The 22,582-nt window shown below is 42.3% G+C and carries 22 protein-coding genes; 9 read left to right on the top strand and 13 right to left on the bottom strand.

Annotation, left to right across the window (positions count from 1 at the left end):
- The first annotated feature begins 155 nt into the window (after nt 1-155).
- From ACQ4LT_RS05470 to ACQ4LT_RS05455, 4 genes are all read left to right on the top strand, one after another.
- Nucleotides 156-1,064: a cation diffusion facilitator family transporter gene (locus ACQ4LT_RS05470; RefSeq protein WP_445665013.1), complete on the top strand. Its 909-nt coding sequence runs from the start codon at nt 156-158 to the stop codon at nt 1,062-1,064.
- A gap of 49 nt (nt 1,065-1,113) precedes the next feature.
- Nucleotides 1,114-1,773 carry an acyloxyacyl hydrolase gene (locus ACQ4LT_RS05465; protein ID WP_445665012.1) on the top strand — a complete coding sequence of 220 codons (660 nt, stop codon included), beginning with the start codon at nt 1,114-1,116 and terminating at the stop codon, nt 1,771-1,773.
- A gap of 109 nt (nt 1,774-1,882) precedes the next feature.
- A complete protein-coding gene (locus tag ACQ4LT_RS05460) occupies nt 1,883-3,148 on the top strand; it encodes a hypothetical protein (protein WP_445665011.1) in 1,266 nt (421 codons plus the stop codon).
- Nucleotides 3,149-3,212: 64 nt separating this feature from the next.
- Complete coding sequence (locus tag ACQ4LT_RS05455; RefSeq protein ID WP_445665010.1) at nt 3,213-3,749, top strand: PH domain-containing protein; 537 nt, start codon at nt 3,213-3,215, stop codon at nt 3,747-3,749.
- A gap of 3 nt (nt 3,750-3,752) precedes the next feature.
- Here ACQ4LT_RS05455 and ACQ4LT_RS05450 read toward each other — a convergent pair whose 3' ends face one another.
- A complete protein-coding gene (locus ACQ4LT_RS05450; protein ID WP_445665009.1) occupies nt 3,753-5,255 on the bottom strand; it encodes a sodium-dependent transporter in 1,503 nt (500 codons plus the stop codon).
- A 250-nt stretch (nt 5,256-5,505) separates the two neighbouring features.
- Between ACQ4LT_RS05450 and ACQ4LT_RS05445 the strand changes: the two genes are divergently transcribed.
- The 4 genes from ACQ4LT_RS05445 to ACQ4LT_RS05430 all read left to right on the top strand — a co-directional run bounded on the left by ACQ4LT_RS05445 (nt 5,506) and on the right by ACQ4LT_RS05430 (nt 10,744).
- Nucleotides 5,506-8,481 carry a protein O-mannosyl-transferase family gene (locus ACQ4LT_RS05445; RefSeq protein ID WP_445665008.1) on the top strand — a complete coding sequence of 992 codons (2,976 nt, stop codon included), beginning with the start codon at nt 5,506-5,508 and terminating at the stop codon, nt 8,479-8,481.
- Nucleotides 8,482-8,588: 107 nt separating this feature from the next.
- A complete protein-coding gene (locus tag ACQ4LT_RS05440) occupies nt 8,589-9,047 on the top strand; it encodes a hypothetical protein (RefSeq protein ID WP_445665007.1) in 459 nt (152 codons plus the stop codon).
- Nucleotides 9,048-9,052: 5 nt separating this feature from the next.
- Complete coding sequence (gene ybeY, locus ACQ4LT_RS05435) at nt 9,053-9,505, top strand: rRNA maturation RNase YbeY (protein WP_445665006.1); 453 nt, start codon at nt 9,053-9,055, stop codon at nt 9,503-9,505.
- Nucleotides 9,506-9,586: 81 nt separating this feature from the next.
- Nucleotides 9,587-10,744: a DUF445 domain-containing protein gene (locus tag ACQ4LT_RS05430; protein WP_445665005.1), complete on the top strand. Its 1,158-nt coding sequence runs from the start codon at nt 9,587-9,589 to the stop codon at nt 10,742-10,744.
- A gap of 15 nt (nt 10,745-10,759) precedes the next feature.
- Here ACQ4LT_RS05430 and ACQ4LT_RS05425 read toward each other — a convergent pair whose 3' ends face one another.
- The 4 genes from ACQ4LT_RS05425 to ACQ4LT_RS05410 form a co-directional block, all read right to left on the bottom strand.
- Nucleotides 10,760-11,575 (bottom strand): carbon-nitrogen hydrolase family protein, encoded by an 816-nt coding sequence (locus ACQ4LT_RS05425; RefSeq protein WP_445665004.1) that lies wholly within the window; start codon nt 11,573-11,575, stop codon nt 10,760-10,762.
- Between the two features lie 98 nt (nt 11,576-11,673).
- Nucleotides 11,674-13,014 (bottom strand): amidohydrolase family protein, encoded by a 1,341-nt coding sequence (locus ACQ4LT_RS05420; RefSeq protein WP_445665003.1) that lies wholly within the window; start codon nt 13,012-13,014, stop codon nt 11,674-11,676.
- 5 nt (nt 13,015-13,019) lie between these two features.
- Nucleotides 13,020-14,420: an amidohydrolase family protein gene (locus tag ACQ4LT_RS05415; RefSeq protein WP_445665002.1), complete on the bottom strand. Its 1,401-nt coding sequence runs from the start codon at nt 14,418-14,420 to the stop codon at nt 13,020-13,022.
- 4 nt (nt 14,421-14,424) lie between these two features.
- Entirely contained in the window at nt 14,425-15,753 is a 1,329-nt protein-coding gene (locus ACQ4LT_RS05410) for an amidohydrolase family protein (protein ID WP_445665001.1), read from the bottom strand.
- A 310-nt stretch (nt 15,754-16,063) separates the two neighbouring features.
- Between ACQ4LT_RS05410 and ACQ4LT_RS05405 the strand changes: the two genes are divergently transcribed.
- Nucleotides 16,064-17,482 carry an NAD-dependent malic enzyme gene (locus ACQ4LT_RS05405; RefSeq protein WP_445665000.1) on the top strand — a complete coding sequence of 473 codons (1,419 nt, stop codon included), beginning with the start codon at nt 16,064-16,066 and terminating at the stop codon, nt 17,480-17,482.
- 119 nt (nt 17,483-17,601) lie between these two features.
- On the opposite strand, the gene ACQ4LT_RS05400 is transcribed toward ACQ4LT_RS05405, so the two are convergent.
- The 8 genes from ACQ4LT_RS05400 to amrB all read right to left on the bottom strand — a co-directional run bounded on the left by ACQ4LT_RS05400 (nt 17,602) and on the right by amrB (nt 22,577).
- Nucleotides 17,602-18,324, bottom strand: coding sequence for an SDR family oxidoreductase (locus ACQ4LT_RS05400; RefSeq protein ID WP_445664999.1), 723 nt, complete (start codon nt 18,322-18,324; stop codon nt 17,602-17,604).
- The gene (locus ACQ4LT_RS05395; protein WP_445664998.1) at nt 18,324-18,980 is read right to left on the bottom strand and encodes a 7-carboxy-7-deazaguanine synthase QueE; all 657 of its coding nucleotides are present in this window, start codon (nt 18,978-18,980) and stop codon (nt 18,324-18,326) included. The genes ACQ4LT_RS05400 and ACQ4LT_RS05395 overlap by 1 nt, the downstream gene beginning before the upstream one ends.
- Entirely contained in the window at nt 18,973-19,362 is a 390-nt protein-coding gene (locus ACQ4LT_RS05390; RefSeq protein WP_445664997.1) for a 6-pyruvoyl trahydropterin synthase family protein, read from the bottom strand. Before ACQ4LT_RS05390 ends, ACQ4LT_RS05395 begins: the two co-directional genes overlap by 8 nt.
- A gap of 87 nt (nt 19,363-19,449) precedes the next feature.
- The gene (locus ACQ4LT_RS05385; protein ID WP_445664996.1) at nt 19,450-20,076 is read right to left on the bottom strand and encodes a redoxin family protein; all 627 of its coding nucleotides are present in this window, start codon (nt 20,074-20,076) and stop codon (nt 19,450-19,452) included.
- Between the two features lie 5 nt (nt 20,077-20,081).
- Nucleotides 20,082-20,603, bottom strand: a complete 522-nt coding sequence (locus tag ACQ4LT_RS05380) for a TlpA family protein disulfide reductase (RefSeq protein ID WP_445664995.1) — start codon at nt 20,601-20,603, stop codon at nt 20,082-20,084.
- Between the two features lie 12 nt (nt 20,604-20,615).
- A complete protein-coding gene (locus ACQ4LT_RS05375; protein ID WP_445664994.1) occupies nt 20,616-20,933 on the bottom strand; it encodes an MGMT family protein in 318 nt (105 codons plus the stop codon).
- 6 nt (nt 20,934-20,939) lie between these two features.
- The gene (locus tag ACQ4LT_RS05370) at nt 20,940-21,806 is read right to left on the bottom strand and encodes a Rossmann-like and DUF2520 domain-containing protein (protein ID WP_445664993.1); all 867 of its coding nucleotides are present in this window, start codon (nt 21,804-21,806) and stop codon (nt 20,940-20,942) included.
- A gap of 6 nt (nt 21,807-21,812) precedes the next feature.
- Complete coding sequence (amrB, locus tag ACQ4LT_RS05365; RefSeq protein ID WP_445664992.1) at nt 21,813-22,577, bottom strand: AmmeMemoRadiSam system protein B; 765 nt, start codon at nt 22,575-22,577, stop codon at nt 21,813-21,815.
- Nucleotides 22,578-22,582 lie beyond the last annotated feature (5 nt).

The following is a 22,582-nucleotide window of genomic DNA, read 5'->3' as shown; positions in this document are numbered from 1 at the left end:
AGACCACACAGAAATCAAATCCTTACAATTTTTATACTTCGATATTATAAAATGTAGATCATATACCCTTTTAGGAACACAATTTATTTACCTATAATTGGACTGATCAATATAGAAACAAGCAAAATCTCTTATAGTAAATAATTCCTTTTGTTATGGCCGGATCATCGAAAAAAGTTATTTATGCTGCATTAATTGGTAATGGACTCATTGCTATCACCAAATTTATAGCTTCAGTGCTAACAGGTAGCTCAGCAATGATGTCAGAAGGGATACACTCTACGGTTGATACCGGGAACCAGCTATTGCTTTTATTGGGATTAAAAAAAGCCAAAAAGCCCGCTGACAAACAGTTTCCCTTTGGTCACGGTAAAGAGATTTACTTCTGGAGCTTTATCGTTGCTATCATGATATTTGGTGTTGGTGCCGGTATTTCTATTTATGAAGGCATTCACAGCCTGATGGATCCCCATCCTGTTGAAAATCCTATAATAAACTATCTCGTATTAGGATTTGCTATGATTTTCGAAGGTTTTGCCTGGTATTTTGCCTGGAAAGAATTTAATAAAGCTCGCGGAAAGCGCGGATATTACGAAGCCGTACGAAAAGAGAAAAATCCGACTTTGTTCGTCGTTTTATTTGAAGACTCAGCTGCCATGCTGGGATTAATTGTAGCATTCATCGGTATAGCATTAGGCCAATATACCGGACTCCACATTTTTGATGGCATCGCCTCTATCGTAATTGGAATAATTTTGGGATTCACAGCTGCATGGCTTGCTTATGAAACCAAAGGCCTATTGATCGGTGAAAGCGCCGATCCCGAAATTGTAACAGAGATCACAAAATTGGCAAATAACTATAACTTTATATCTGGTGTTAATGAAGTATTAACCATGCATATGGGGCCAAATTATGTGCTCCTAAATCTAAGTGTGAATTTTAAAGACAAAATGAATGTATCAAATGTAGAAGAAAATATTTCAACCTTAACCTCTCGGATCAAAAAAGAGTTTCCTCTTGTAAAACGAGTATTTGTAGAAGCGGAAGAAAATAATCTATAAAAATTAAAGGTAATACCTCTATACCATTATATATCAGTTATTTAACTTAATGATTAAAAATATTCTAATATCAATATTAGTTTTATTATCAGCTAATAGTATTTGTTTTGGACAAACTACAGATCATACTGATAATCAAGAATCCGATGGTAATTTTGGTGATCGATTTGCTTGGGTAAATGAGAAAAATACTGACATCCATGAAATGAATTTTATTGCCGGTTATTCTTTTACTTCTAACAAGGGAGTCTGGGGCAAAATTCCTAAGGCTACGCTCAGTATCTATACCCTCCGATACAATCGGAAACTTGTCACCTACAACACCAAGCATCTGCTTGAATATACTGCAGAAGTCAATTTGGCAGCAAATTATACGTTATCCAATACGGAAATATATCAAGCAGGTTCGTACAGTGGATTTGGGATTACTCCCCTGGGCTTACAATTCAATTTCAATCATCATAATACTGTACAACCCTTCCTTAAGTCCTCAACAGGCTTTATGTATTTCAAAAAGCCCTTTCCCGATGATCGCGGCGTCCAATTTAACTTCACGCTTGAATTTGGTGCGGGAATGGAAATTATGGTCTTAGATAATCTCTCTCTTTCAGTTGGATATAAATATCATCACATGTCCAACGGTCATCTGGGTAAAATTAATCCCGGCGTAGATTCAAATATTTTTTACACCGGGATTACTATTTTTTAATCTGCTTAAAAAGTTTTTCCCAATACCCCTTTCCTATAACAAATTTTACTTGGATTCGTATGTGCATTAGCATAGAATCCAAACAACAATTACATTATTGCAGATTACAATGAGTAAACTCAAATTTCTATCAGTTATATTTTTAACCTTCTTATTGAGCTCTTCTCTTTCAATCCAAGCACAAGACAGTACCGATCATCAGCAGTGGGAAAAATATGATCTTGAATATCGCACGTATCGGCTAACACTTATTCCGGGGCTTGGTACTAATGGTATTGATGCTGTTAACTATGCCTCAAAATATTCTTTCAACTTGTTAGGAGGCTACCACGGTGCACTTCACGAAGGTTTTGAGTTTGGTACTCTTATTAATGCCAATAAATATTATGCCTCAGGTGTCCAAATAGCCGGTATTGCTAATTACACAGGAGACCGTACAATGGGAGTACAAATTGCCGGAATAGGAAATTATAGCGGCAATAGCATGCAAGGGGTTCAAGTTTCGGGTATTGGCAACTGGACTTCATCAGATATACAAGGGCTACAATTGGGTGGGATATTTAACCTGTCAGGAGGGAGTATTCAGGGAATGCAATATGCCGGAGCATTCAACATAGCAAAAAATGATATTCAGGGACTTTTAGCCTCAGGCGTTGGCAACATTTCCGGCGGAAATATCCAAGGATTGTTATTCAGTGGAGTTGCTAATATTGCCCGGCGGGATATGCAAGGACTCATTGCATCAGGTGCATTAAACTATTCGAAATCCTTTCAGGGAATCAGCTTAAGCTCAGTAAATATTAGTCAAGACTTTCAGGGCATTCAACTGGGCATGGCAAATATTGTGGGCCAAGGACAAGGTATACAAGTGGGATTAGTAAATTATGGGAATGAGTTTGAAGGCGTACCAGTCGGACTTATAAGCTACTACAGAGATGGTAGAAAAAATATTGATCTATGGACCACTGAAACCGGCTTTACAAATATTGGAATGAAGCTGGGAACTCAAGAAGTATATAACATGCTTTCTGTTGGATTTAATCCGTTGCTCAATCGTGATGTTTGGCAAATTGGTTGGAGTATCGGGAGGTTACACGAATACGAGAATTACGAACTCTATTCTGATTTCTCGTATTTTAAAATCAATGAGGGTAGTTGGACTAAGGATTTAAATTCAATGCTAAAGTACCGACTCCTATTCGGAAAAGAAGTGAACAAAGATTTTAAATTTTACGGTGGCCCTACCCTGAATATGCTCATTTCGCGATTGCAGGAAAGTGATGATTACGCCCCTTATCGGTTATTTGATATAGAAGCCAAAGGGCGGCAATATGTTTTCTGGATTGGAGCAACACTGGGGGTAGAATTGTTTTAAGAGCGATTACCAGATACATTATTAAACCGGATATCTATTTTAATCATCAACTAAATGCCTAATTATGACAGCTGAAACAAAAATAGTACAAAAAGCAGAATTTAATTCCCGTATTAAAAGGTATTTACTGATCTATGGGATGCTTATTTCAATAATTACTATCGTGGGGATTGTTCTATTACCCATTTATTTTATTGTTGCGCCTATTTTGATTAGCAAATACTTTGATCGATTGAGCGCCGAGCTAACGACGCGAGCTCTTCGTTTCGAGAAAGGAGTGCTATTCCATGTAGAGCGGACCATCCCGCTGGATAAAATTCAAGATCTCACATTTAAAGAAGGTCCCCTGCTCAAATTTTTTGGATTAAGCATTCTTAAGGTCGAAACAGCCGGTGGTAGCGGCCAAGGACAAGCCGACCTGACACTCATTGGGATCAAAGATGCTTCCGACTTTCGCAGCCAGGTTTTAGAGCAGCGCGATAAGGTGACCGACAACAAATATTCATCCTCAACAAGCGAAACCGATGAATCTACTTTAGCAGTGCTCAAAGAAATTAGAGACTTGCTGCAATCAATAGACCAAAAAATAGATCCCAAATAAGTTTTAGTCGGACCCTTGCACCGTTTTTTCAGCGATCCTATCGTTATAGAAGTAAAATAATCCCATTGCTATGCCCCATTGTACGGCAATGGTAGCCACCGAAAATGTGCTTAGCGGATTATACCAGCTGTCGGGAGCGTAGGATGTAATACTGAGATATATCCACCAAATGAGCAGTGAAATTACTTCTACCGGCACTACATATTTGATGATAACCGCCCACCATTTTCCCAGTTTATACTTGTGCTCACCGGTATTTACGATGGTTGATCGAAATTTATCGGGATCAAACTTGATGATGGCAAACGACATAAAGGCTCCGGAAACCATTAGCCCAACCGCCCATACAAAATCCTGATTGGCAAGGATATCTGTTGAAATTGCCGAAGGCATCCCTAATAGAAAACCGGTAACGCAGATGGCAATAGTGGCATTTCTTCGGGGGAAACCCATATCCACAAATACGCGGCTGGCTAATTCAATCATTGAGATAAGTGAACTGAAAGCAGCAAATGTTAATCCCAGGAAGAAAAGGATGGCAAATATTTTCCCGCCGGCCATCTCGTTAAAAAGCTGAGGCATCCACATAAAGGTTAATCCTGTAGAGGCCGGACCTGAAGTCTTCATGATATTCAGAATCTCTCCATTACTCATGCTGCTGCCAAGTGTACCAAATACAGTGGCAAAGATCGTCATTGCGGCCAGCAGCGATACGATGTTATTACCAATACCTGTTTGAAATGCACTGATGGTGATATCATCCTTGGTACGCATATAAGCACCATAGGTCAGGATGAGCCCCCATGCCGCACCGGTATCCCAGGCATTCTGTGTTAAGGCTTCCAGCCACAAGCTTGGCTCTGCCAACGTAGCCCAATCGGGCGTAAAGAGGTATTCAATTCCCTGAAAGCTGCCGGGAAGAGTAACTGCTCGTATCAGCGAAATTACAACAACTAACAGCAACGATGGAATGAGCACCTTGTTAATCCGCTCGATGGATGAAATTCCCTTAAATACAATAAGTCCACCGAGTCCAATCATTACTGCGTGGAAAACTGAAGGCCACATCGAATTCTGGAAGCCGTACCAAATAGTTTCGGCCTGCCCCATATTTGCCGGCAAAGTCGAAAATATAGATTCTATCAAATAATAGAGGCACCAGCCTGCCACTACGCTGTAGTAAAACATAATTGCCGTGGCTACAAAGCCAATAAAGCTTCCCATCCAGGCATATTTTTTACCCACTAAGTTTATGAACGACCCGATAACGCCTTTACGACCATGCCGTCCAATGCCGTATTCGGCTATAATTAATGGAATCGAAAACAGAAACAGGCAAGTAATCCATGCAATAAGAAAAGCCCCGGCTCCCTCCTGTCCGCCATTTTGTGCGGCAATGCGGGGGAACCGCCAAATGTTTCCCGTCCCAACCGCAATACCCAATACACTTAAAATAAGCCCTAATTTTGTCGAAAAGAGATCCCCTGATCCATTTTTACCGCTCATATAGCGTATTCCTCATTTTCTAATAGGTTCAAAATTTCCAGCTTCTATTTTTAATGATTTTTTTGCGAAGTGGCAACCGACACTTAAAATTGTTACTACTTTTAAAATAATATTGCCAAGAAATAGTCGTTAAAAAACCTTTTTTAATACGCAAATAGGCTGTATTATCATTTTGATTCTATCACGCCTATGGCTATTATTGCCTGCTAAAGAAATCCATTTAAACAGCATTTTAAAGTATTAGGTACGAATGTTTTCGAATCATAAGACTACCAACCGTACGTTAGCTTTAATTACGTTTTTCGCCTCTCTTGTCTTGTACTTCATAACGATGGCTCCTACAGCCAGCTTTTGGGATGCCGGCGAATTTATCGCCGTTGGCCATGGCCTGCAGGTAAACCATCCTCCCGGAGCTCCATTCTATTCCCTCTTGGGCCGCATCTTTTCAATGTTCATGCCTACAGCTTACGTAGCGGCCAGCATCAATTTTATTAGTGTGCTCAGTTCGGCTCTTTCCGTCATGCTGTTGTATTTAATTATTGTACGATTGGTCAGAGAATGGAAAGGAGCTCCTGATAACATGCTGACCATCGACAAAATTGGTATGTACGGTGGAGCGATTCTCGGAGCCGCCACTTTTGCTGTTACTGATACGTTCTGGTTTAGTGCCGTTGAAGCCGAGGTCTACGCCCTTTCAATGATGTTTACAGCTATGGTTGTGTGGTTGGCACTGGTTTGGGCCGAAAATCATGACGAGCCTTACAATGAGCGCTGGATAATCCTTATTTCTTATCTGTTTGGAATTGCACTGGGAATTCACTTGCTCAATATTCTTGCCCTCTTCTTTGTAGCACTTATTATCTATTTCAAAAAATATGAATTCAGCTATAGGTCTTTTGGAGCACTTATGGCCGCTTCGGCAGGTGCTTTTTTGTTGATTTACCCGGGCACGATTCAAGGCATTCCAAATCTCCTGGAATGGATTACAAATGCTAGCTATGGACTCATTGGTCCATTAGGCTTTATTATCCTTGTTGTATTGGCAATGAGCTATGGACTCTACTACACCCATAAGAATGGATACCGTATGGCAAATATCGTATTACTTTGCTATACGATGATTTTAATTGGTTACTCCTCGTATTCGCTTATTTTTATCCGTTCTATAGCTAATCCTCCCATTGACGAGAATGATCCTGAAACCGTAGAAGCCTTTATCGATTACCTGGAGCGAGAACAGTACGGGCAAACCCCTCTGCTTACGGGCCACACTTTTGATAACAGCCAGGGAACTGTTAATCGTGATGAGGAAACTTTCTTTCCCCGTCGATACTCTACTAATCCCCAACACATGCGGCAGTATGCGCAATATTCGAGTGACTTAGATTTCTTTTTAAGGTATCAGGTCAATCATATGTACTGGCGGTACTTTGCGTGGAATTTTATTGGTCGTGATGCCGACATTCAGGATGCGGGATGGCAGGCCGGCTTTACGGAAACGGAACATGAAAATAACCCCGCACATAACAGCTATTTCTATATCCCGTTTTTGATTGGACTATTTGGAATGCTGTTTCACTTCCAAAATGATTGGAAGCGAGCCCTATCGGTATTAGCTTTATTTGCATTTACCGGATTGGCCATCATTTTTTATCTCAATCAAACCCCCATGCAGCCGCGCGAGCGGGACTATGCCTACGTGGGATCGTTCTTTGCCTTTGCCATTTGGATTGGTATGGGTGGCATAGGATTAGTAGAATTAGTTAAGGACTATTTGAAATCGAGTAAGATAGTTTCATATGCGATTTTAGGCATACTCTTTTTAGCGGCTCCTGTATGGATGGGCATGGAAAATTTCTATGACCACGATCGCGGTGACCGATACGTTGCTCCAGATTATGCGTATAATCTACTTAACTCAACAGCCCCTAACTCCATATTATTTACGAATGGTGATAACGACACCTTCCCCCTCTGGTATCTTCAGGAGGTTGAAGGTATACGGACTGATGTGCGTATCGTCTGCCTTAGTTTGCTCAATACGGATTGGTATATTAAACAGCTAAGAGATCAGTGGTCTCACGAGTCGGCTCCCCTCCCTATCTCTTTTGATGATGAGAAAGTTGAACAGTTGACCAGCGGTCTCTCGATGCATAATCCCGACACGCTGAGAATACCGGTTGACAAAAAAATGCTGACAAATGCATTCAGCAGTATGGAAGATTACAAGCAAGCAATGGGCGTTGACCCTGATAAAGATCTTGGCTTTGATTTATCAAAAATACATTTCCAAATCCCCATAGATTCTCTGGATAACGAAGTAGCTTGGTATTACGAGGGACGTTCGGCCGGGCAAGATCGCCAGGGAAATAAGCGATATTACACCCAAGTACAGGACGAGGTTATTTTAAATCTCCTCCGAAATAATGATTGGGTACGGCCGGTATATTTTGCAAATACAGTTTCCAGTCAGAGTCAGATGAATCTGCAGCCCTATTTCCGTTTCGAAGGAAAGGCCTTCCGCGTTGTACCCCAACGTCGACAGTCGCAGGGTTATGGGTGGATGGATCCAAGTATCCATGCTAAGCGGCTTTCAAACTTCCAATTTAGAGAATGGAATGATCCCGACAATTATTTTGACGAGAACATTCGTCGCATGTTAGGTAATTATCGCTTCAGTATTACCGAACTGGCAAATAAGTATAACGAAATGGGTATGCCCGACAGTGCCAGCTATTGGCTGGAATGGGGCGAAGAAAAACTTCCATTTAACATCAACAATAATAATGTCAACTCTACTATTCTGTATGCATACAGTTATGCAGATGTTGGAGATACCCAAAATGCAGTCGAGTTAGCACAAAAACTCGAAGAAGGAGTATTGGAAAATCTTGAAGGCAGTATTGCTGAGTACGATAAAATCCAAAGTGATTTATCACAACTTAACCAAGAGGCTGAACAGGCACGTAACAATGCTAATATGAAGGCTCAACGACGCTTAAAGCAGCGCATACAGAGTATTAGCTCAGAACGTCAACAAATAGCCCGTGAAATTTCAAGGTCTGTAAGTCATCTAACTATTATACAGCGCATTTACTTTATGAATGGTGATGACGAAGAAGCAAAAGCTCTCCATGACCGGGTAAATGCTATTACCGGCAACCGTATTTCAGTTCCGGCAACTAAAGAAGAAAACAAGAAAGAATTCGATAGGTTTCAGCTGTAAATTATTCTAAGTTGTGATATGAACAACACAGCCAAAATTTCTAATTTAAAGCTGTGAATAGTATATTCCATAGAATCAAAATAATGATTGCATAAGATCGCGAACCAATGGTTCATCAGTTTACAAAAGAAAATATTGATGCTATTGCTAATGTGCTGGAAACAAAGGCGAAACCTCTTGGTAATGATGTATTTCGCTTTGAAGTGACCAATGAGGAGGAAAAACGACGCCTTGCATTGGAGATACACCTTGGCCTTGAGGTAAAAGGCGAAAACTCTAATATGGTTTCGGTGTATGCCCAAAATACGTTTTTACAACTGCACAACTGCACGGCCTTTATTGCCAGCGATATGCTACAGCAGGTGACGTTTTTTGGACGTCAAAATGAGCGTACATCAGGACTTATCGTAGAAACCGGGGCCGGTTGTAGCTTATATGCCAATGTAAGCGAAACTATTTTAAACAGCGATTTCACAAAGCTCCCAGAAGATCTGATGATGTGTGCCATTGCCCTGTCACTTACCGAATCAGTAGATATGGATGACTTTTCGTTTGATGAAGATTGATATCAATGACTGATGAACTTCCTGATATTCAAGTCTTTAATCAGACGAATCTTTCCATCCCTCTTGAGCAATCTCTTTGCCAAGCTGTAGCTAAACAGCTATCTGACAAGGAGGAATGCAGTTTCAACTTTGTTGAAGTTGTCTATGTCGATGAAGAAAAGATTGTTCAAATCAACAACGAGCACCTTGACCGGGATTACATAACCGATATTATTACCTTTCGATACGACGATTCCGATAGGCATCAAGATATTGAAGGTACGATGTTCTGCTGTGCTCCTCGAATTATCGAACAGGCGCAAGAATTTAACGAATCCCCCGAAAGAGAGTTTCTGCGGATCTATATTCATGGCCTATTACATTTGGCAGGCTACGAAGATCAATATACAGAAGAAAAAGAGCAGATGACCCAAAAGGAAGAATACTATCTTGACCTGGTTGATAAACGTCCGGAGTAATTTTTCGTTTTGCAGATCCTAAACTACTTACCCATATTTACGTAAAGCTTTCCGTCAACAGTTCAATAAATGCCAACGGTAATGAGTGTAGACCTTCCCAATAATAAGTCCGACGGCGCGCTGGATACTGCCAAAAATAAAACGCGTGAACATGCTCGGAATTTATGGCACATCGTCAGTCGGTATACCCGTATTGAGGATGTCACAACAACAAGCCAACCCCATAAACAGCCGGAACGCAAACAGCTCTACAGTAATACATTTATATCTGCTCTTTCAGTTATCCCCTATTTATTAGTTCTACTTTTTGGGCTTTCTTTTTTTTGGGATTTTGATGGATTGACGAGCACTGTGTGGGGACGGCCACTCCAATTTGAGGGACTCTTGAAGATACTCAGCGTCAGTGGTTTAATCGGGTTCTTAACCAACTGGCTGGCTATTACCATGCTTTTTAAGCCAGCCCAAAAACGCCCTATTTTGGGGCATGGACTTATTCCAGCACAGAAAAATCGGATCGCCTACCGCCTGGCACAGGCCGTTTCCGAGGATTTAATCAATCCCGAAATCATTAAAAGGAAAATAACAGAGTCAAATATCATTGGCCGCTACCGGCAGCTCTCAACACGATATATAAAGAGCATTATTGATGACCCGGAGTTTAGGAAAGATATCAAACAGTGGGTAGTACAATATGTTGATGAAATGATTGCCGATCCTGAAATTCGGGCAGCCCTTGCTAAACGTATTCTCACCCAGATCGAGGAGGCGTTGCATAATAAATCATTTGAAAAAATCGCTTTCAAAACATACACCTTTGTAAAGGGACAGGAAATGCAGGCCATTATTGAAGAAGCCTTGGTGCAAATTCCAACTTCGGTAGAAAGCGGACTTGATAAGCTGGATGATCTTCTTGATCAGCTCCCGCAAAAAATTGATAAAAACAGTGATACAATTGAGGATATTGTTACTACGCTGCTCTATAAGCTTATCAATCAGCTAAATGTACATGCTTTGGTGGAAGAAAACCTGCGAAGTTACGACGAGCAGCATATCTCAAATATCATACGATCGGCAACCAATGAGCAGTTGCGTTATATTCAATACCTGGGAGCAATATTAGGGGTGATCGGTGGATTTGTAATCTGGGAGCCGCTGTTAAGTGTTATTGTGCTGACAGGTCTCTCTGTTGTTCTTTTGGTCCTGGATCAGCTGCTTTATAAATACGCTGCAGACTCATAAGATAAGTATAAAAGCTCACATTCTACGATGGTTGAGTGAAGGAATCTGGCTACGCACCTCCTGTATTTTTGTGGGATCAATCTCCGCAATGGCAATACCCGGTTCTTGTCCTGCATCGGCTATCACACGACCCCATGGGTCGATGATCATAGCATGTCCCCAAGTCTTTCTGTTTTTCCCGTGCAGCCCCGTTTGTGCCGGAGCAATTACATAGCTCGTGTTTTCGATTGCACGTGCTCTCAGTAAAAAACGCCAGTGATCCTGTCCCGTTGTATATGTAAATGCCGATGGGATGGATAAAATGTCGGCGCCATCATCAACCAGCTTTCGGTAGAGCTCCGGGAAACGCAGATCATAACAGACCGATAAGCCCCAGTTACCTATCTGATCACTCTCATAGATGGCCGTCTCCAGATCACCGGTTTCCACATAATCAGACTCCCGATATGATTCATCCTCGTCCAGATCCACATCAAAAAGATGGATTTTGTTATAGCTTTGGACTTCTTTGCCGCTGGGCGTATAAAGCGGAGAATGGTTGTAGACTTTTCCATTATCGGCTGGTACGGGATAGCTCCCGCCCATAATGTATACATTAAACTCTTTTGCGGTCTCAGAAAGGAATTTCGGTACTTCTTCGGCAATTTTATCTGCTTTCTTCATCCGTATCGACAGTCCACCCAAAAAGGCAAAGTTTTCGGGCAGACCCACTACTTTAGCCCCTTTTTCTACGGATTCTTTGATGAACTGATAGGCCGAATCCAGATTAGCCTGTAAATCAGTTTGGCTGTTCATCTGTATGACTGCCGCTTTATAGGACTCAGAAAACATAACGGTATATTTTTTTTAGTTCGTTTATAACTACCCCTAAAATAAAAAAGGTGCGTCACTATTCATGCCGCACCTTCGAAATTGTCTTCGACAATATATTAGTTTGTTTTTGGTCCCCTATCCAAATACTGCTGATAGAGTTGTATATGGCGACTTACCATCGGGATTTTATTTCCCCGGATAAATACATCCGTAATATGATTCATCGGTTCAAAGGGATCACCGTCAGCTATAAACAGGTTCGCCTGTTTTCCTTCTTCAATGCTGCCAAGCTTATCATCCACTCCAAATATTTCTGCCGCATTAATCGTAATAGCCTTCAGAGCTTCCTGTTTGCCTAAACCATAACTGGCCGCAAAACCGGCGTGATATGGAGCATTTCTGACGTTCTCTACTCCACCGGTTGCAATAGCTACTTTTACACCCGCTGCATGCAATTTCCCAGGATTCTGATACGGACGCTGATAATTATCGTAATCGCGTTCGGGAGTATACAGCGTAGAAACCAAGCACGGAAGTCCGGCCTCGGCAATTTCATCAGCCACACGCCAACCGTCTCTTACGCCCGCCAGCACAAACTGCATATCGGGATAGTTTTTGGTCCACTCGATGACATTCAAGATATCACTTTTGGCATCCACCGAAACGATAACCGGTATCTCCCCTTTTACGACTTCTCTCATCGCCTGCATCTTTTTATCAACATCAGGCTGCTCTTTATTACGGGGATTCTTTTCAAAATCAGTCATCATTTTATCATAGAATTGAGCTCGGGAAAAGAAGTCAGTGAGCTTTTTCAGGTCTTCCTTATACTCTTTATCAACTTCTTCATCGGTTCGGTCATCCCACCAGCCACCTTTTTTGGATGTCGGCCAGTTTAAATGAACGCCAGCATTGGGCGCAACGGCCATAGAGTCCGGAGAATACCCATAGAGATCAATGAGTGTGGCCTTACCTGCCAGTCGCCCGGAAACGGGCATGGAGATCACATGAGTAACGCCATTCACCCGCGTCACGGGGATATTAACGCTGCTTGGATTAATGGCGGTAAAAGCCCGTACATGGGGATTAAAATCGCCAAGTTCTGCCTGATCATTAGTTACCGCTACGGCTCCGATTTCCTGCAGTCCCAGCTGCGTACCCGCGTCAAAAAATCCGGGATACACGTGCTTTCCGGAAGCGTTAATCTGCTCATACTCCGAAGGTATGTTGACATCAGTACCGACCTCAATAATTTGCTCATTCTTAATTAATACCGTCCCATTTTCAATTATGCCATTAGTAACGGTATAAACAGTAGCATTAGTGATAGCAAACTTTCCGATCTCTGCTTTTTGATTAATCTGAGCTTCAGCACTCATCCCCAAAAAGAGTACCAAGAGACAAGCTGATATTGTGCTTTTCAAATACTTCATAATAATTTCTGTGTCTTTCATCATTTAAATTAATTGCCTTGAAGTTTCATGCCTTGCTTACTGAAACGAATTTCTGCTCCTCGCAGACATGTTTCCGAATGGCGGCCGTTTTCGTTGTACCAACGACCTGATGCCTCATCGAAATCCTCTTCAGCCTCTACCTTCAATCGCATATCATCGGCATCTTCAGCGCGGTCAAAATATTTCTTGCCGTCTACGTACGTTTTCAGCGTTTTGCTATAAATACTTAACGGATGGCCGTCCCAGATGGCAACATCTCCATGCTTACCTTCCTCGATGCTGCCCACCTTTTCATCAATACCTAATTGCACAGCAGGATTTATCGTAATCATTTTAAGGGCATCCTGCTTGGATGTATTGCCATAGTGAACAGCTTTCGCCGCCTCGTGATTGAGATGACGTATCAGTTCTCCGCTGTCGGAGTTGATGCTGTTCTTAACACCGTTGGCGTTCAGGATAGATGCGTTATAGGCGGTTGAATAATAGACCTCAAATTTATAGGCCCACCAATCGGCAAAGACCGAAGTATAAGCCCCGTTTTTCTTGAGTTCCGGGGCTACCTTAAAGGCCTCATTGGCGTGCTGGAAGGTATAGTCTTCGATTCCATAATCATTAAAAACACGCATCAACATCGTAATTTCATCCGCTCGGTACGAGTGGGTGTGGACAAGCACTTCTCCTTCTAAGATGTCGACCAGCACGTCAAGCCGTTCATTCTCGGCAACAGGAACAGGCGGTGTAGAACGATTGCCATTTTCATAAGCCTGTTTCGCATCTAAATATTCCTGGCGATTCCGCTTGTAATCGATTGCGGCATCAAAATGATCGCGAATGACCTGCTCAACGCCCATACGAGTTCTCGGCTGCACGTCAAATCCCTGTCCGTGTACGCGAGTCGGATTTTCTCCGAGCGCAAACTTAATCGTTCGAGGCGCATCATCTAAACGCATATCATCCATATTCGCCCCATAGCGAAGCTTGAGCGTTTCATTTTGTCCGCCTATAACATTGGCAGAGCCGTGCATCAAATGAATAGACGTTACACCGCCGGCCAGTGCCCAATAGATATTAATATCGTTGGGATCAATAGATTCCTCCATCGATACTTCGGCCGTAACGGGATTCGTCCATTCGTTAACATCGACGCTTGCTATATGCGAGTGAGCATCAATGATACCCGGCATTACATATTTTCCCGAAGCATCAACGGTTTTTACACCTCGTGGAGCAGAAATATTTTTCCCAATTTCGGTAATTATACCCTCTTCTATCAAGAGATCGGTATTGGGCATATTACCATTGGTAATAGTGATCAGGGTTCCATCTTCGATAAGTACCGACCCCTTCTCCTGGGCAAAGCCCGTTAGACTAAAACAAAATGTTAATATTAATAAAAGTAACTTCTTCATAATCCTATTCCTCGGAAGATTCGTGTTCAAATTCTGTAATATTTCCATCTGTAATTGAGTAAAGTGCCTGAGCTTTTTCTTCCATAAATGGCTTACTAAATACGGTGAAGCTGGCGATACGACCTTGCTCAATATTTCCAAGCTGGTTGCTGTATCCCAGAATATCGGCCGTGGACTGTGTCAACATTCGCAATATTTCTTCATCTTCAAGATCGCTCTCCTCTTGCAAGACCGTAAGATTTTTACCGATATCAGAAAGCTCAAGTCCGTTCGAAGCAAACCCAACCTTTATCCCGCTATCGATTAATTTTGCGATATTTTGAATATCTGCTTTATAAGCTTCTTCCTGTCGATCTCTGAAAATTCGCATTTCCTCGGTTATCTCGGGATAATCTTCATCCTCGTCTTCTGATCGCCACTCGGGTTCTTTGGGCAGATCAATACTTGCCAATACCGGGATACTACGCTTCTTCAACTCATCGGCTTTTTTATACGCTTCCTTTCCGGATACAATAACTACATCAAAACCGAGTTGATCTTGGAGTTTAAATACGCGCTCAATATTTTCTTTGGTATCCACGACAAAATAGAACGGCTGTTGGTTATCCATCACCGGATACAGCGCTTCAAGCACCTTGTTCTTTTTTGGAGCAGGATAATTGGACGAAACCGAAGCAAAATAGTGCTCCTGTTGCTGTAGTGCTTTAGCATCATTAAAGAGCTGTCGCAACTGACTCATTACCCCCATCGTTGTTGAAGGATATGCTTGCCCCTGCGCCTCTTCAAACTGGGCCGTTATTCCGACTCCCTGTTTTAAAAGTAAATTAGCAGTCTCTTCTCCATTGATAAAATATAGGTCAACCTGACCGGGAAGCATCTGTCCTTTTAATCCTAATGCTGCAGTTGTAAATCCCTCTTTAGGAGCTTCAGAAAGAGACTCGCTGTCTGCTTGTAATAACTCTGAGGGTTTTCGCTCAGGCTGAATTCCCGCACGTCCATAACCAGGATTACCGGGTTCGTCGGGAGTTTCTACATCTTCATCCACATCGGGACTTCCCCAGAGCGCATGTCCATCAATAAATCCCGGATACACATGCAGACTATCCCCACCATTAAGAACATAGGCGTCAAAAGGAATGGTGACTTTTTTACCAACATCCGTAATTATTCCATTTCTCCAAACGATGGTTCCACTTTTGATCGTGTTTCCATTAGCAGTATGTATCGTTACATTTTTAAAAGCTTCAGCCGGCGATGACTGCGACCATCCCTGTAACGAACACACCATCAGAAAAGCAAAACAAAAAACAGTTATACGAGCTATTTTCTTCATAAAAGTTTGTCTTAGTGCAAATTAAAACCATTCTGAATATATCATTATGAATTTAATTTGAAAGTTGAGAAAAGAAAAAAGATGTAAAGCACTATGAGATCAGGTGGACGACCGTTTGGTTTATATCTGCTGTTCTACATCTTTAAATATTAGGAACAATCTATACTGCTGTATTAGAGATTATTCAGTATTATTCATAGAAGTAGATAAAATCGATAGAATAGAATTTGTTGGACAGTTCTAAGGATTGTAACTTTGCTGTTTCAAATTTAGAGTTTAGAACCTATTTATAACGGAAAAGAAATACCCAATGAGTGAAGTACAACCCAGTGTCAGCTATAGTTTTACCATGCGTTTATATATCAAAAATAAACCAGGTATGCTGGCCAAGATTTTAAATGTAATAGCAGATCATAAAGCAGATCCCGGTGCAGTTGATGTCGTCGAGGTTGAAGGAGAATATAAAGTTCGGGATCTGACGGTAAGTGCCCGTGATGAAGAACACTCCAAAGCTATTGTTAAAGCTGTTAAAGCACTTGATGGCGTCAAAGTTAGAAATGTTTCTGATCGCGTATTCTTGCTGCATCTCGGAGGTAAAATCCGAATTGAAAACAAAGTACCTGTCGATACCCGTGATGCCCTATCGATGGCCTATACTCCGGGCGTGGGACGTGTCTGTGAAGCTATTGCTAAAGAAAAAGAAAAAGTTCACTCACTGACGATCAAAGAAAATTCTGTAGCGGTGGTCAGTGATGGATCGGCCGTGTTAGGATTAGGTGATATTGGCCCTGAAGCTGCCATGCCGGTGATGGAAGGAAAGGCTATGCTGTTTAAAGAATTTGCTGATGTTGACGCCTATCCTATCTGTCTACAGACCCAAGAGGTCGATGAAATTGTCAATGCTGTTAAATGGATGTCTCCCGGTTTTGGAGGGATCAACCTGGAAGATATCGGTGCTCCACGCTGCTTTGAGATTGAAGAAAAACTAAAAGAAGAGCTGGATATTCCTGTTTTTCACGATGATCAGCACGGTACAGCCGTTGTAGCGCTGGCTGCTACCATTAACGGCTTAAAAGTTGTTGAGAAGGATCTATCTGATCTCCGTACGGTGATCGTTGGCGTCGGTGCGGCCGGTGTAGCCATCACAAAAATACTATTAGAAGCCGGTGCTGAAGAAATTTTATGTTGCGATAGAAACGGTATTATTAACCGGGATAAAATAGATGAACTCAATTCCAGCAAACAATGGGTGGCTGAGAATACTAATCCCAAAAACCTTTCGGGTTCTCTCTTGGATGCTACCAAAAATGCTGATCTCCTTATTGGCGTTAGCGGACCGGGAACCGTTCCCATCGAAGCAATTGAGCAGATGGCTGATGATCCGATCGTATTTGCGCTGGCAAACCCAGTTCCTGAAATTATGCCCGAAAAAATACAGGGGATTGCCCGGATTATTGCTACGGGACGAAGCGATTATCCCAACCAGATAAACAACGTGTTGGCATTTCCGGGACTTTTCCGTGGTGCTTTGGATGCTCGTGCCACCGACATTAATGAGGAAATGAAACTGGCTGCTGCGCACGCTATCGCAGAATGTATCGATGAAGAAGGACTTAGCGAAGAATACATTGTGCCCAGCGTGTTTAACAAAGAAGTTGTACGCAGAGTATCAGAAGAGGTCAAAAATGCTGCCTATGACAGCGGTGTTGCCCAACGTCCACAGCCATAAAAATCTATTTCTTGGGTCTTCTTACTCGTTTCCTGCCTCTGGTGCGAAACGGATAAACGATCTGTATAAATCTTTTACTGGTCGTGATGGACCCTACAAACCGGTTTAATCATTTTTGTTTACATCGGCGGCACACGTCCGTGTTGGGGCTTAACCAGTATCTCTTCAACGACCGTTCGGGAGGATAACTGAGTCAAATTCAGAACGATATTAGCTACGTCATCGGGATCGATCAATAAATCACGATCAATAAGCGAGCCTTCCCAGGATGTGGATTGCGTTTGTCCCAAGTTGATAGCTGTTACTCCTACTTCCGTTTCCATCAGTTCCTGACGAAGCGAGCGCGTATATCCTAATAATGCATGCTTAGAGGCTGAATAAGCTCCGCTGTCTTTGAGTCCCTCAACTGCTCCCGCCGAACAAATATTGACGACCAACGCATTGGGTTTGCTTTTAAGATTATCCAAAAAAAACTTTGTGATATTAACTGCAGAATACAAGTTTGCCTGTATTTGTTGCGTAAATTCTTCGTGGGTAGTTTTTTGTAACGGCTTTAGCAGAAATGAGCCGGCATTATTGATGATAATCTTCGGAGGTGGGAAATCCTCCGGTAGTTTAAGCTTTTGCACAGCCTTGGGATCTGCCGCATCCAAAGCGGCGGTGATAAAGTAATTATCCCCGATATTATGGCAAATAGTTTGGGTATCTTTTAGATCTGATTTCGTTCGGGCAATGAGCAGAAGAGCGTAATCTGTTTCACGGGCAAAAGCCTGGGCAATGCGGCGACCAATCCCCCTACTGGCACCGGTAATAACCACGGAATGATTTATCTGGTCGGTCACTACCTGACCTCCATAAACTTATGTGTCTGCAGGCTTATGCCCCACTGTGGGTTTTCTTTTACGTAATCTATAATTAAATCCACGGCTCCCTCCTTTTCCCATTCGGGCTGTAAAAGCAGCTGTGTGCTATCGGGACACTTGTCCGCATTTTTCTCCGCCCACTCCAGATCTTTATTAGTTAACACAACCACTTTTAATTCATCTACATAGGGAAAGATATCATCCAGTGGCTCTTTAAAACGCTTGGGCGAAAGCGTAATCCAATCTAAATAACCTGAAATAGGTGACGATCCGCTTGTTTCGATATGCACCTGAATACCGGCCTGTTTTAATTGGAAGGTAAGCGGATCAAGATCGTGCAAAAGCGGTTCTCCGCCGGTGATAACAGCAAATTCAGCGCCGCTATCTTTGGCTCCCCGTACTATTTCTGCAACAGTCTTTGGGGGATGTTGATCTTCATCCCAGCTCTCTTTTACATCGCACCACCAACAGTTCACATCACATCCCGCCGTACGAATAAAATACGCCGGACGTCCGCTGTGAGCTCCCTCTCCCTGGATAGTATAGAAATCTTCCACCAGCGGATATTCTACCGCCCGCATTTCATCTTGGTTGATGAGCTCTTCCAATTTTTTCTGATCAAATTCGTTAAACATTGTCCTCTGTGTATTCCACCCAGCTGTTTTCAGTTTCCCAAACAGTGACATGCAAGTCAATACCCTCGGGAATACGCTGCTGAGTTTCCTTATAAATAAATTCTGCTATTCGTTCTGCTGTGGGATTTACCGGCATCTCTTCATTAAGTACCGAGTGGTCCAACCCGCCCTTTTCTGAACCTTTGGAAGCCCATTTTAATTCCTTGAAATCACAGACCATATCATCCGTATCAAGATATTTCGATGGATTTAGCTTGTGTGATTTTGCAGAGATATGCACTTTGTAACTGTGTCCGTGCATACGTCCGCATTTGCCGTCGTAGCCCTCAATTAAATGAGCGGCATCAAATTTAAATTCCGTATGTAAGGTCCAAGTAGGCATTTATTGTTGTTTCATTGGTTCTATAAGAAAGGGCTTGCCGTTACTGACAAGCCTCAAAAAATAAGGAAATATTGAGACAATTAGGAATTACTTGGGCCACTTAATCGTACATCCCAGCGCTTTGGTTGTTTGGGGATTGATCTCTTTGCCCGCTACCAGGTTTTGTATCGCATCCTTCAGGAATTGCTGTTCTACATCTTGGGCTGACTTAGCATTATCATCAATGGCACCAGTATATACCAACTCCATATCGCTGTTAAAGAGAAATATATCGGGTGTACGGGTTGCTCCGAAAGCTTCAGCCAGTTTTGCCTGCTCGTCAAGAGCATAATAGAAATCGTAATTGCTGGATTTTGCCCGGGCTTGCATATCCTCCATCGATTCTCCGTCGTTGCGAATAGCTGCGTTGGGATTGAGCATAATAACCCCTATATCGTTTTCCTCGGCCAAGTTAGCAATAGGATTATATCGGTCTTCCCAAGCTTTAACCCACGGACAGGTATTGCACGAAAAGTTCACCAGCAAACCGTTTTCACCGGCCACTTCAGCGAGCGTCAGTTTTTCTCCCGATACATCCGTCACCTCAACATTTGCAAGCGGAGCTTTGGCGCCAATTTCTAACCGATCGGCAGGCTTATCCTCTACCGGCAAAAATGCCAATAGGCCAACAGCTAATAGCATAAGTAACACATAAAATAATTTATGTAATTTCATGATTGTCAGTTGTTTATTGCTTTTTTAGTGAAACGTTCAAACTTTTTGTATTCGGCTCCTTGTTCCCAACTGGCAACCACTTCTCCATTCTTGTTTAGGATTTTCGTAAATGGCAGTGCCCCACTCCAATCATCCGACAACGCCTCAATAAAAGGCTGATCTTTACCCGTTTTAAAATAGGTTGTCCAGTTTACATTTTGCTCTTGTAAAAACTCGAGGGCTTTATCACGCTGAGCGGGAAAATCGGCCGAGATAAAAACAACATGGAGATCATCCTCATACTTTTGCTGCAGATCTACAATATATGGAAACTCTTCGATACAGGGAGCACACCAGGTAGCCCACACATTAACCAACACAGCCTTGTCGCCTTCATAAGAATTGATGACTGCTTTTAGCTTATCACCGGAGGCATCTTTTAGTAGCTCTTCACCTGATACATCCTGTCCCATTGATTCACTTACAAGTCCAAAGGAAATCAGTACAAAAAAACTGAGAAAAAGTATTACGTGCTTAGGTTTGATCATATTCAATATTACTTATTCCATTTCTTCGTTAGGATCCCACAAGTATTGGTCGATATCTACCTGATATTCATCCACAAATCTAATGTTTTCCTGCTTTAAGCGTTCACGCATGGTATCATCGGGAAAATATGCACGTCCTGTCAGCTCACCATTTCTGTTAACAACACGGTGAGCAGGGATGTTCGTTTCCGCAGCTTTATTGAGCGCATATCCTACCATGCGCGCACCAGACGCAATTCCCAGGTAGCGAGCAATGCTGCCATAAGTTGTTACCCTACCCATGGGAATCTGTTCCACAATCCTGTAAACACGCTGATAATAATCATCCATGGTGCATCATTCCAATATGTTAACCATCTTTTGAGCAGTGCTTTGGTCTATACTCTGGGATTTCCTTGCCAGCTTAACCGTCCGCTGCCCTAATATTCGGTACAACACTAACAGCTCCGGCTGATCTTTTAGCAAATCCAGATGATGCCTTATTGTTTGTATGTCTCCCCGTTTAATGGGACCGCTCAGAGCTTCTCCAAAAGATTGTTCTTCGATATTTTCAAGGGTCGTTTTTACCAACGGCATGAGCGCTTTTTTAGCTTCATCCGGTGCAAGATCACTGACTGAAGCCGTTTCTACTGCTACGTCCAACAGCGTATTCAAATAATTTGATGCCATAACCGCTGCGGCGTGTAAATGGGCTTTCTGACCCTCAGTAACCTTCAAGGTATTTGCTCCAAGCTTTTTTGCAATCTGTTTAAGCTGAGGAAAAGCAGATTTATCCCCCTGCAGACTAAAATAGATATCCTCAAAATCTGATAATTCTGATTGCCTGGTAAAAGTCTGCAACGGATGAAAAGAAGCAATGCTCCCTCCTTTTGACTTTATATCCTTAAGAAGATTTGCCGATTCGTTTCCCGAACAATGAACAACCGTTTTCGTACTGAAATCATCCGCAATACCGGCCAGACAACCGGCTACAGGTTCAATAGCCGAATCTGAAACGGTTATGAAGATAAGATTTCCCAATTCGGAGCCATCCGACGGAAAGCAACCCGATATTTCGACATTGAGATCGTCAGCAAGTTTTTGGGCTTTAACAGCAGTACGGTTAAAAATACTTTTGATGGGAATCCCTGCCGTGGACAATGCCTTAGCCATAGAATTGCCCAATCCGCCTACACCAATTATTGTGATCTCAGGCGATGGCATAATGGATTAAGAAAAGATTACTTTTTGACGATCAGCATATCCTGTTAACAGACTGCCACTGTAATCCTCATACTTACCTCGCAAAAAGTGAAGATCGAGCCCCCACTTATTAGCAACAATGATGCCCGCAATAAAAGCGGTCGTCCCCTTAATTTTGGATTCTCCGCTATTTAAATAATTCATAAGTCTTGATTCATTTTGAGACTCAATCATCTCAACAACCTTTTCGAATTCCTTCTTTCGATCATTATCGAGCTCACAACTAAATATCAGGAGTGCACTGCGTGAAGCAAGCACCTCTTCGAGTACATACCCTATTTCTTTTACAATAGCGGGATCGGGATCAGCAATTTGTACGCTCAGGGCCTCAAAATCATCCGAAAGCGTCTGCAAAAACATTAACTGTTGAAAGAGGCTGATATTCTTGGTAAAAGCCTCATCGTGGATGAAGAAATCGTCATCTTCATCACAAAACTCATTGCGCATATAATCATCAACCGGCACCTCGCCAAGCGGCGTTTCAAAGAAAGAATTAGACGCCATTGGAAGCTTTTTATCCAGCTTTTCGTCATATGACTCCACGATTACCACGGTTTCATAATTCGACATATCCAGCCGACTGTAAATGTCGCATGCTCGTTCAAAATTATCCTCATTAATCTCTTCTGGAGCAAAAAGTACACGGATATGATCGTTGACTCCTCCATGGTCCTCCCGCGCTTTATCAAGTCCTTCCTGAATCTGTTTGCGGGAATACGAAGTGATATTCATAAAAA

It is taken from the genome of Fodinibius sp. AD559 (assembly GCF_052712805.1).
Note: the sequence above shows the minus strand (reverse complement) of the source record. Positions and strands in the feature narration are given on the sequence as shown.

Bases quoted from the DNA above. Each gene is read 5' to 3' on its own strand.
- ACQ4LT_RS05390 (WP_445664997.1), bottom strand. From the start codon at position 19,362: ATGCCTACTTGGACCTTACATACGGAATTTAAATTTGATGCCGCTCAT.
- ACQ4LT_RS05370 (WP_445664993.1), bottom strand. From the start codon at position 21,806: ATGCCATCGCCTGAGATCACAATAATTGGTGTAGGCGGATTGGGCAAT.
- ACQ4LT_RS05375 (WP_445664994.1), bottom strand. From the start codon at position 20,933: ATGGATGATTATTATCAGCGTGTTTACAGGATTGTGGAACAGATTCCC.
- ACQ4LT_RS05405 (WP_445665000.1), top strand. From the start codon at position 16,064: ATGAGTGAAGTACAACCCAGTGTCAGCTATAGTTTTACCATGCGTTTA.
- ACQ4LT_RS05455 (WP_445665010.1), top strand. From the start codon at position 3,213: ATGACAGCTGAAACAAAAATAGTACAAAAAGCAGAATTTAATTCCCGT.
- ACQ4LT_RS05410 (WP_445665001.1), bottom strand. From the start codon at position 15,753: ATGAAGAAAATAGCTCGTATAACTGTTTTTTGTTTTGCTTTTCTGATG.
- ACQ4LT_RS05445 (WP_445665008.1), top strand. From the start codon at position 5,506: ATGTTTTCGAATCATAAGACTACCAACCGTACGTTAGCTTTAATTACG.
- ACQ4LT_RS05450 (WP_445665009.1), bottom strand. From the start codon at position 5,255: ATGAGCGGTAAAAATGGATCAGGGGATCTCTTTTCGACAAAATTAGGG.
- ACQ4LT_RS05460 (WP_445665011.1), top strand. From the start codon at position 1,883: ATGAGTAAACTCAAATTTCTATCAGTTATATTTTTAACCTTCTTATTG.
- ACQ4LT_RS05440 (WP_445665007.1), top strand. From the start codon at position 8,589: ATGGTTCATCAGTTTACAAAAGAAAATATTGATGCTATTGCTAATGTG.
- ACQ4LT_RS05380 (WP_445664995.1), bottom strand. From the start codon at position 20,603: ATGATCAAACCTAAGCACGTAATACTTTTTCTCAGTTTTTTTGTACTG.
- ACQ4LT_RS05470 (WP_445665013.1), top strand. From the start codon at position 156: ATGGCCGGATCATCGAAAAAAGTTATTTATGCTGCATTAATTGGTAAT.
- ACQ4LT_RS05385 (WP_445664996.1), bottom strand. From the start codon at position 20,076: ATGAAATTACATAAATTATTTTATGTGTTACTTATGCTATTAGCTGTT.
- ACQ4LT_RS05425 (WP_445665004.1), bottom strand. From the start codon at position 11,575: ATGTTTTCTGAGTCCTATAAAGCGGCAGTCATACAGATGAACAGCCAA.
- amrB (WP_445664992.1), bottom strand. From the start codon at position 22,577: ATGAATATCACTTCGTATTCCCGCAAACAGATTCAGGAAGGACTTGAT.
- ACQ4LT_RS05415 (WP_445665002.1), bottom strand. From the start codon at position 14,420: ATGAAGAAGTTACTTTTATTAATATTAACATTTTGTTTTAGTCTAACG.
- ybeY (WP_445665006.1), top strand. From the start codon at position 9,053: ATGACTGATGAACTTCCTGATATTCAAGTCTTTAATCAGACGAATCTT.
- ACQ4LT_RS05395 (WP_445664998.1), bottom strand. From the start codon at position 18,980: ATGTTTAACGAATTTGATCAGAAAAAATTGGAAGAGCTCATCAACCAA.
- ACQ4LT_RS05430 (WP_445665005.1), top strand. From the start codon at position 9,587: ATGAGTGTAGACCTTCCCAATAATAAGTCCGACGGCGCGCTGGATACT.
- ACQ4LT_RS05420 (WP_445665003.1), bottom strand. From the start codon at position 13,014: ATGATGAAAGACACAGAAATTATTATGAAGTATTTGAAAAGCACAATA.
- ACQ4LT_RS05465 (WP_445665012.1), top strand. From the start codon at position 1,114: ATGATTAAAAATATTCTAATATCAATATTAGTTTTATTATCAGCTAAT.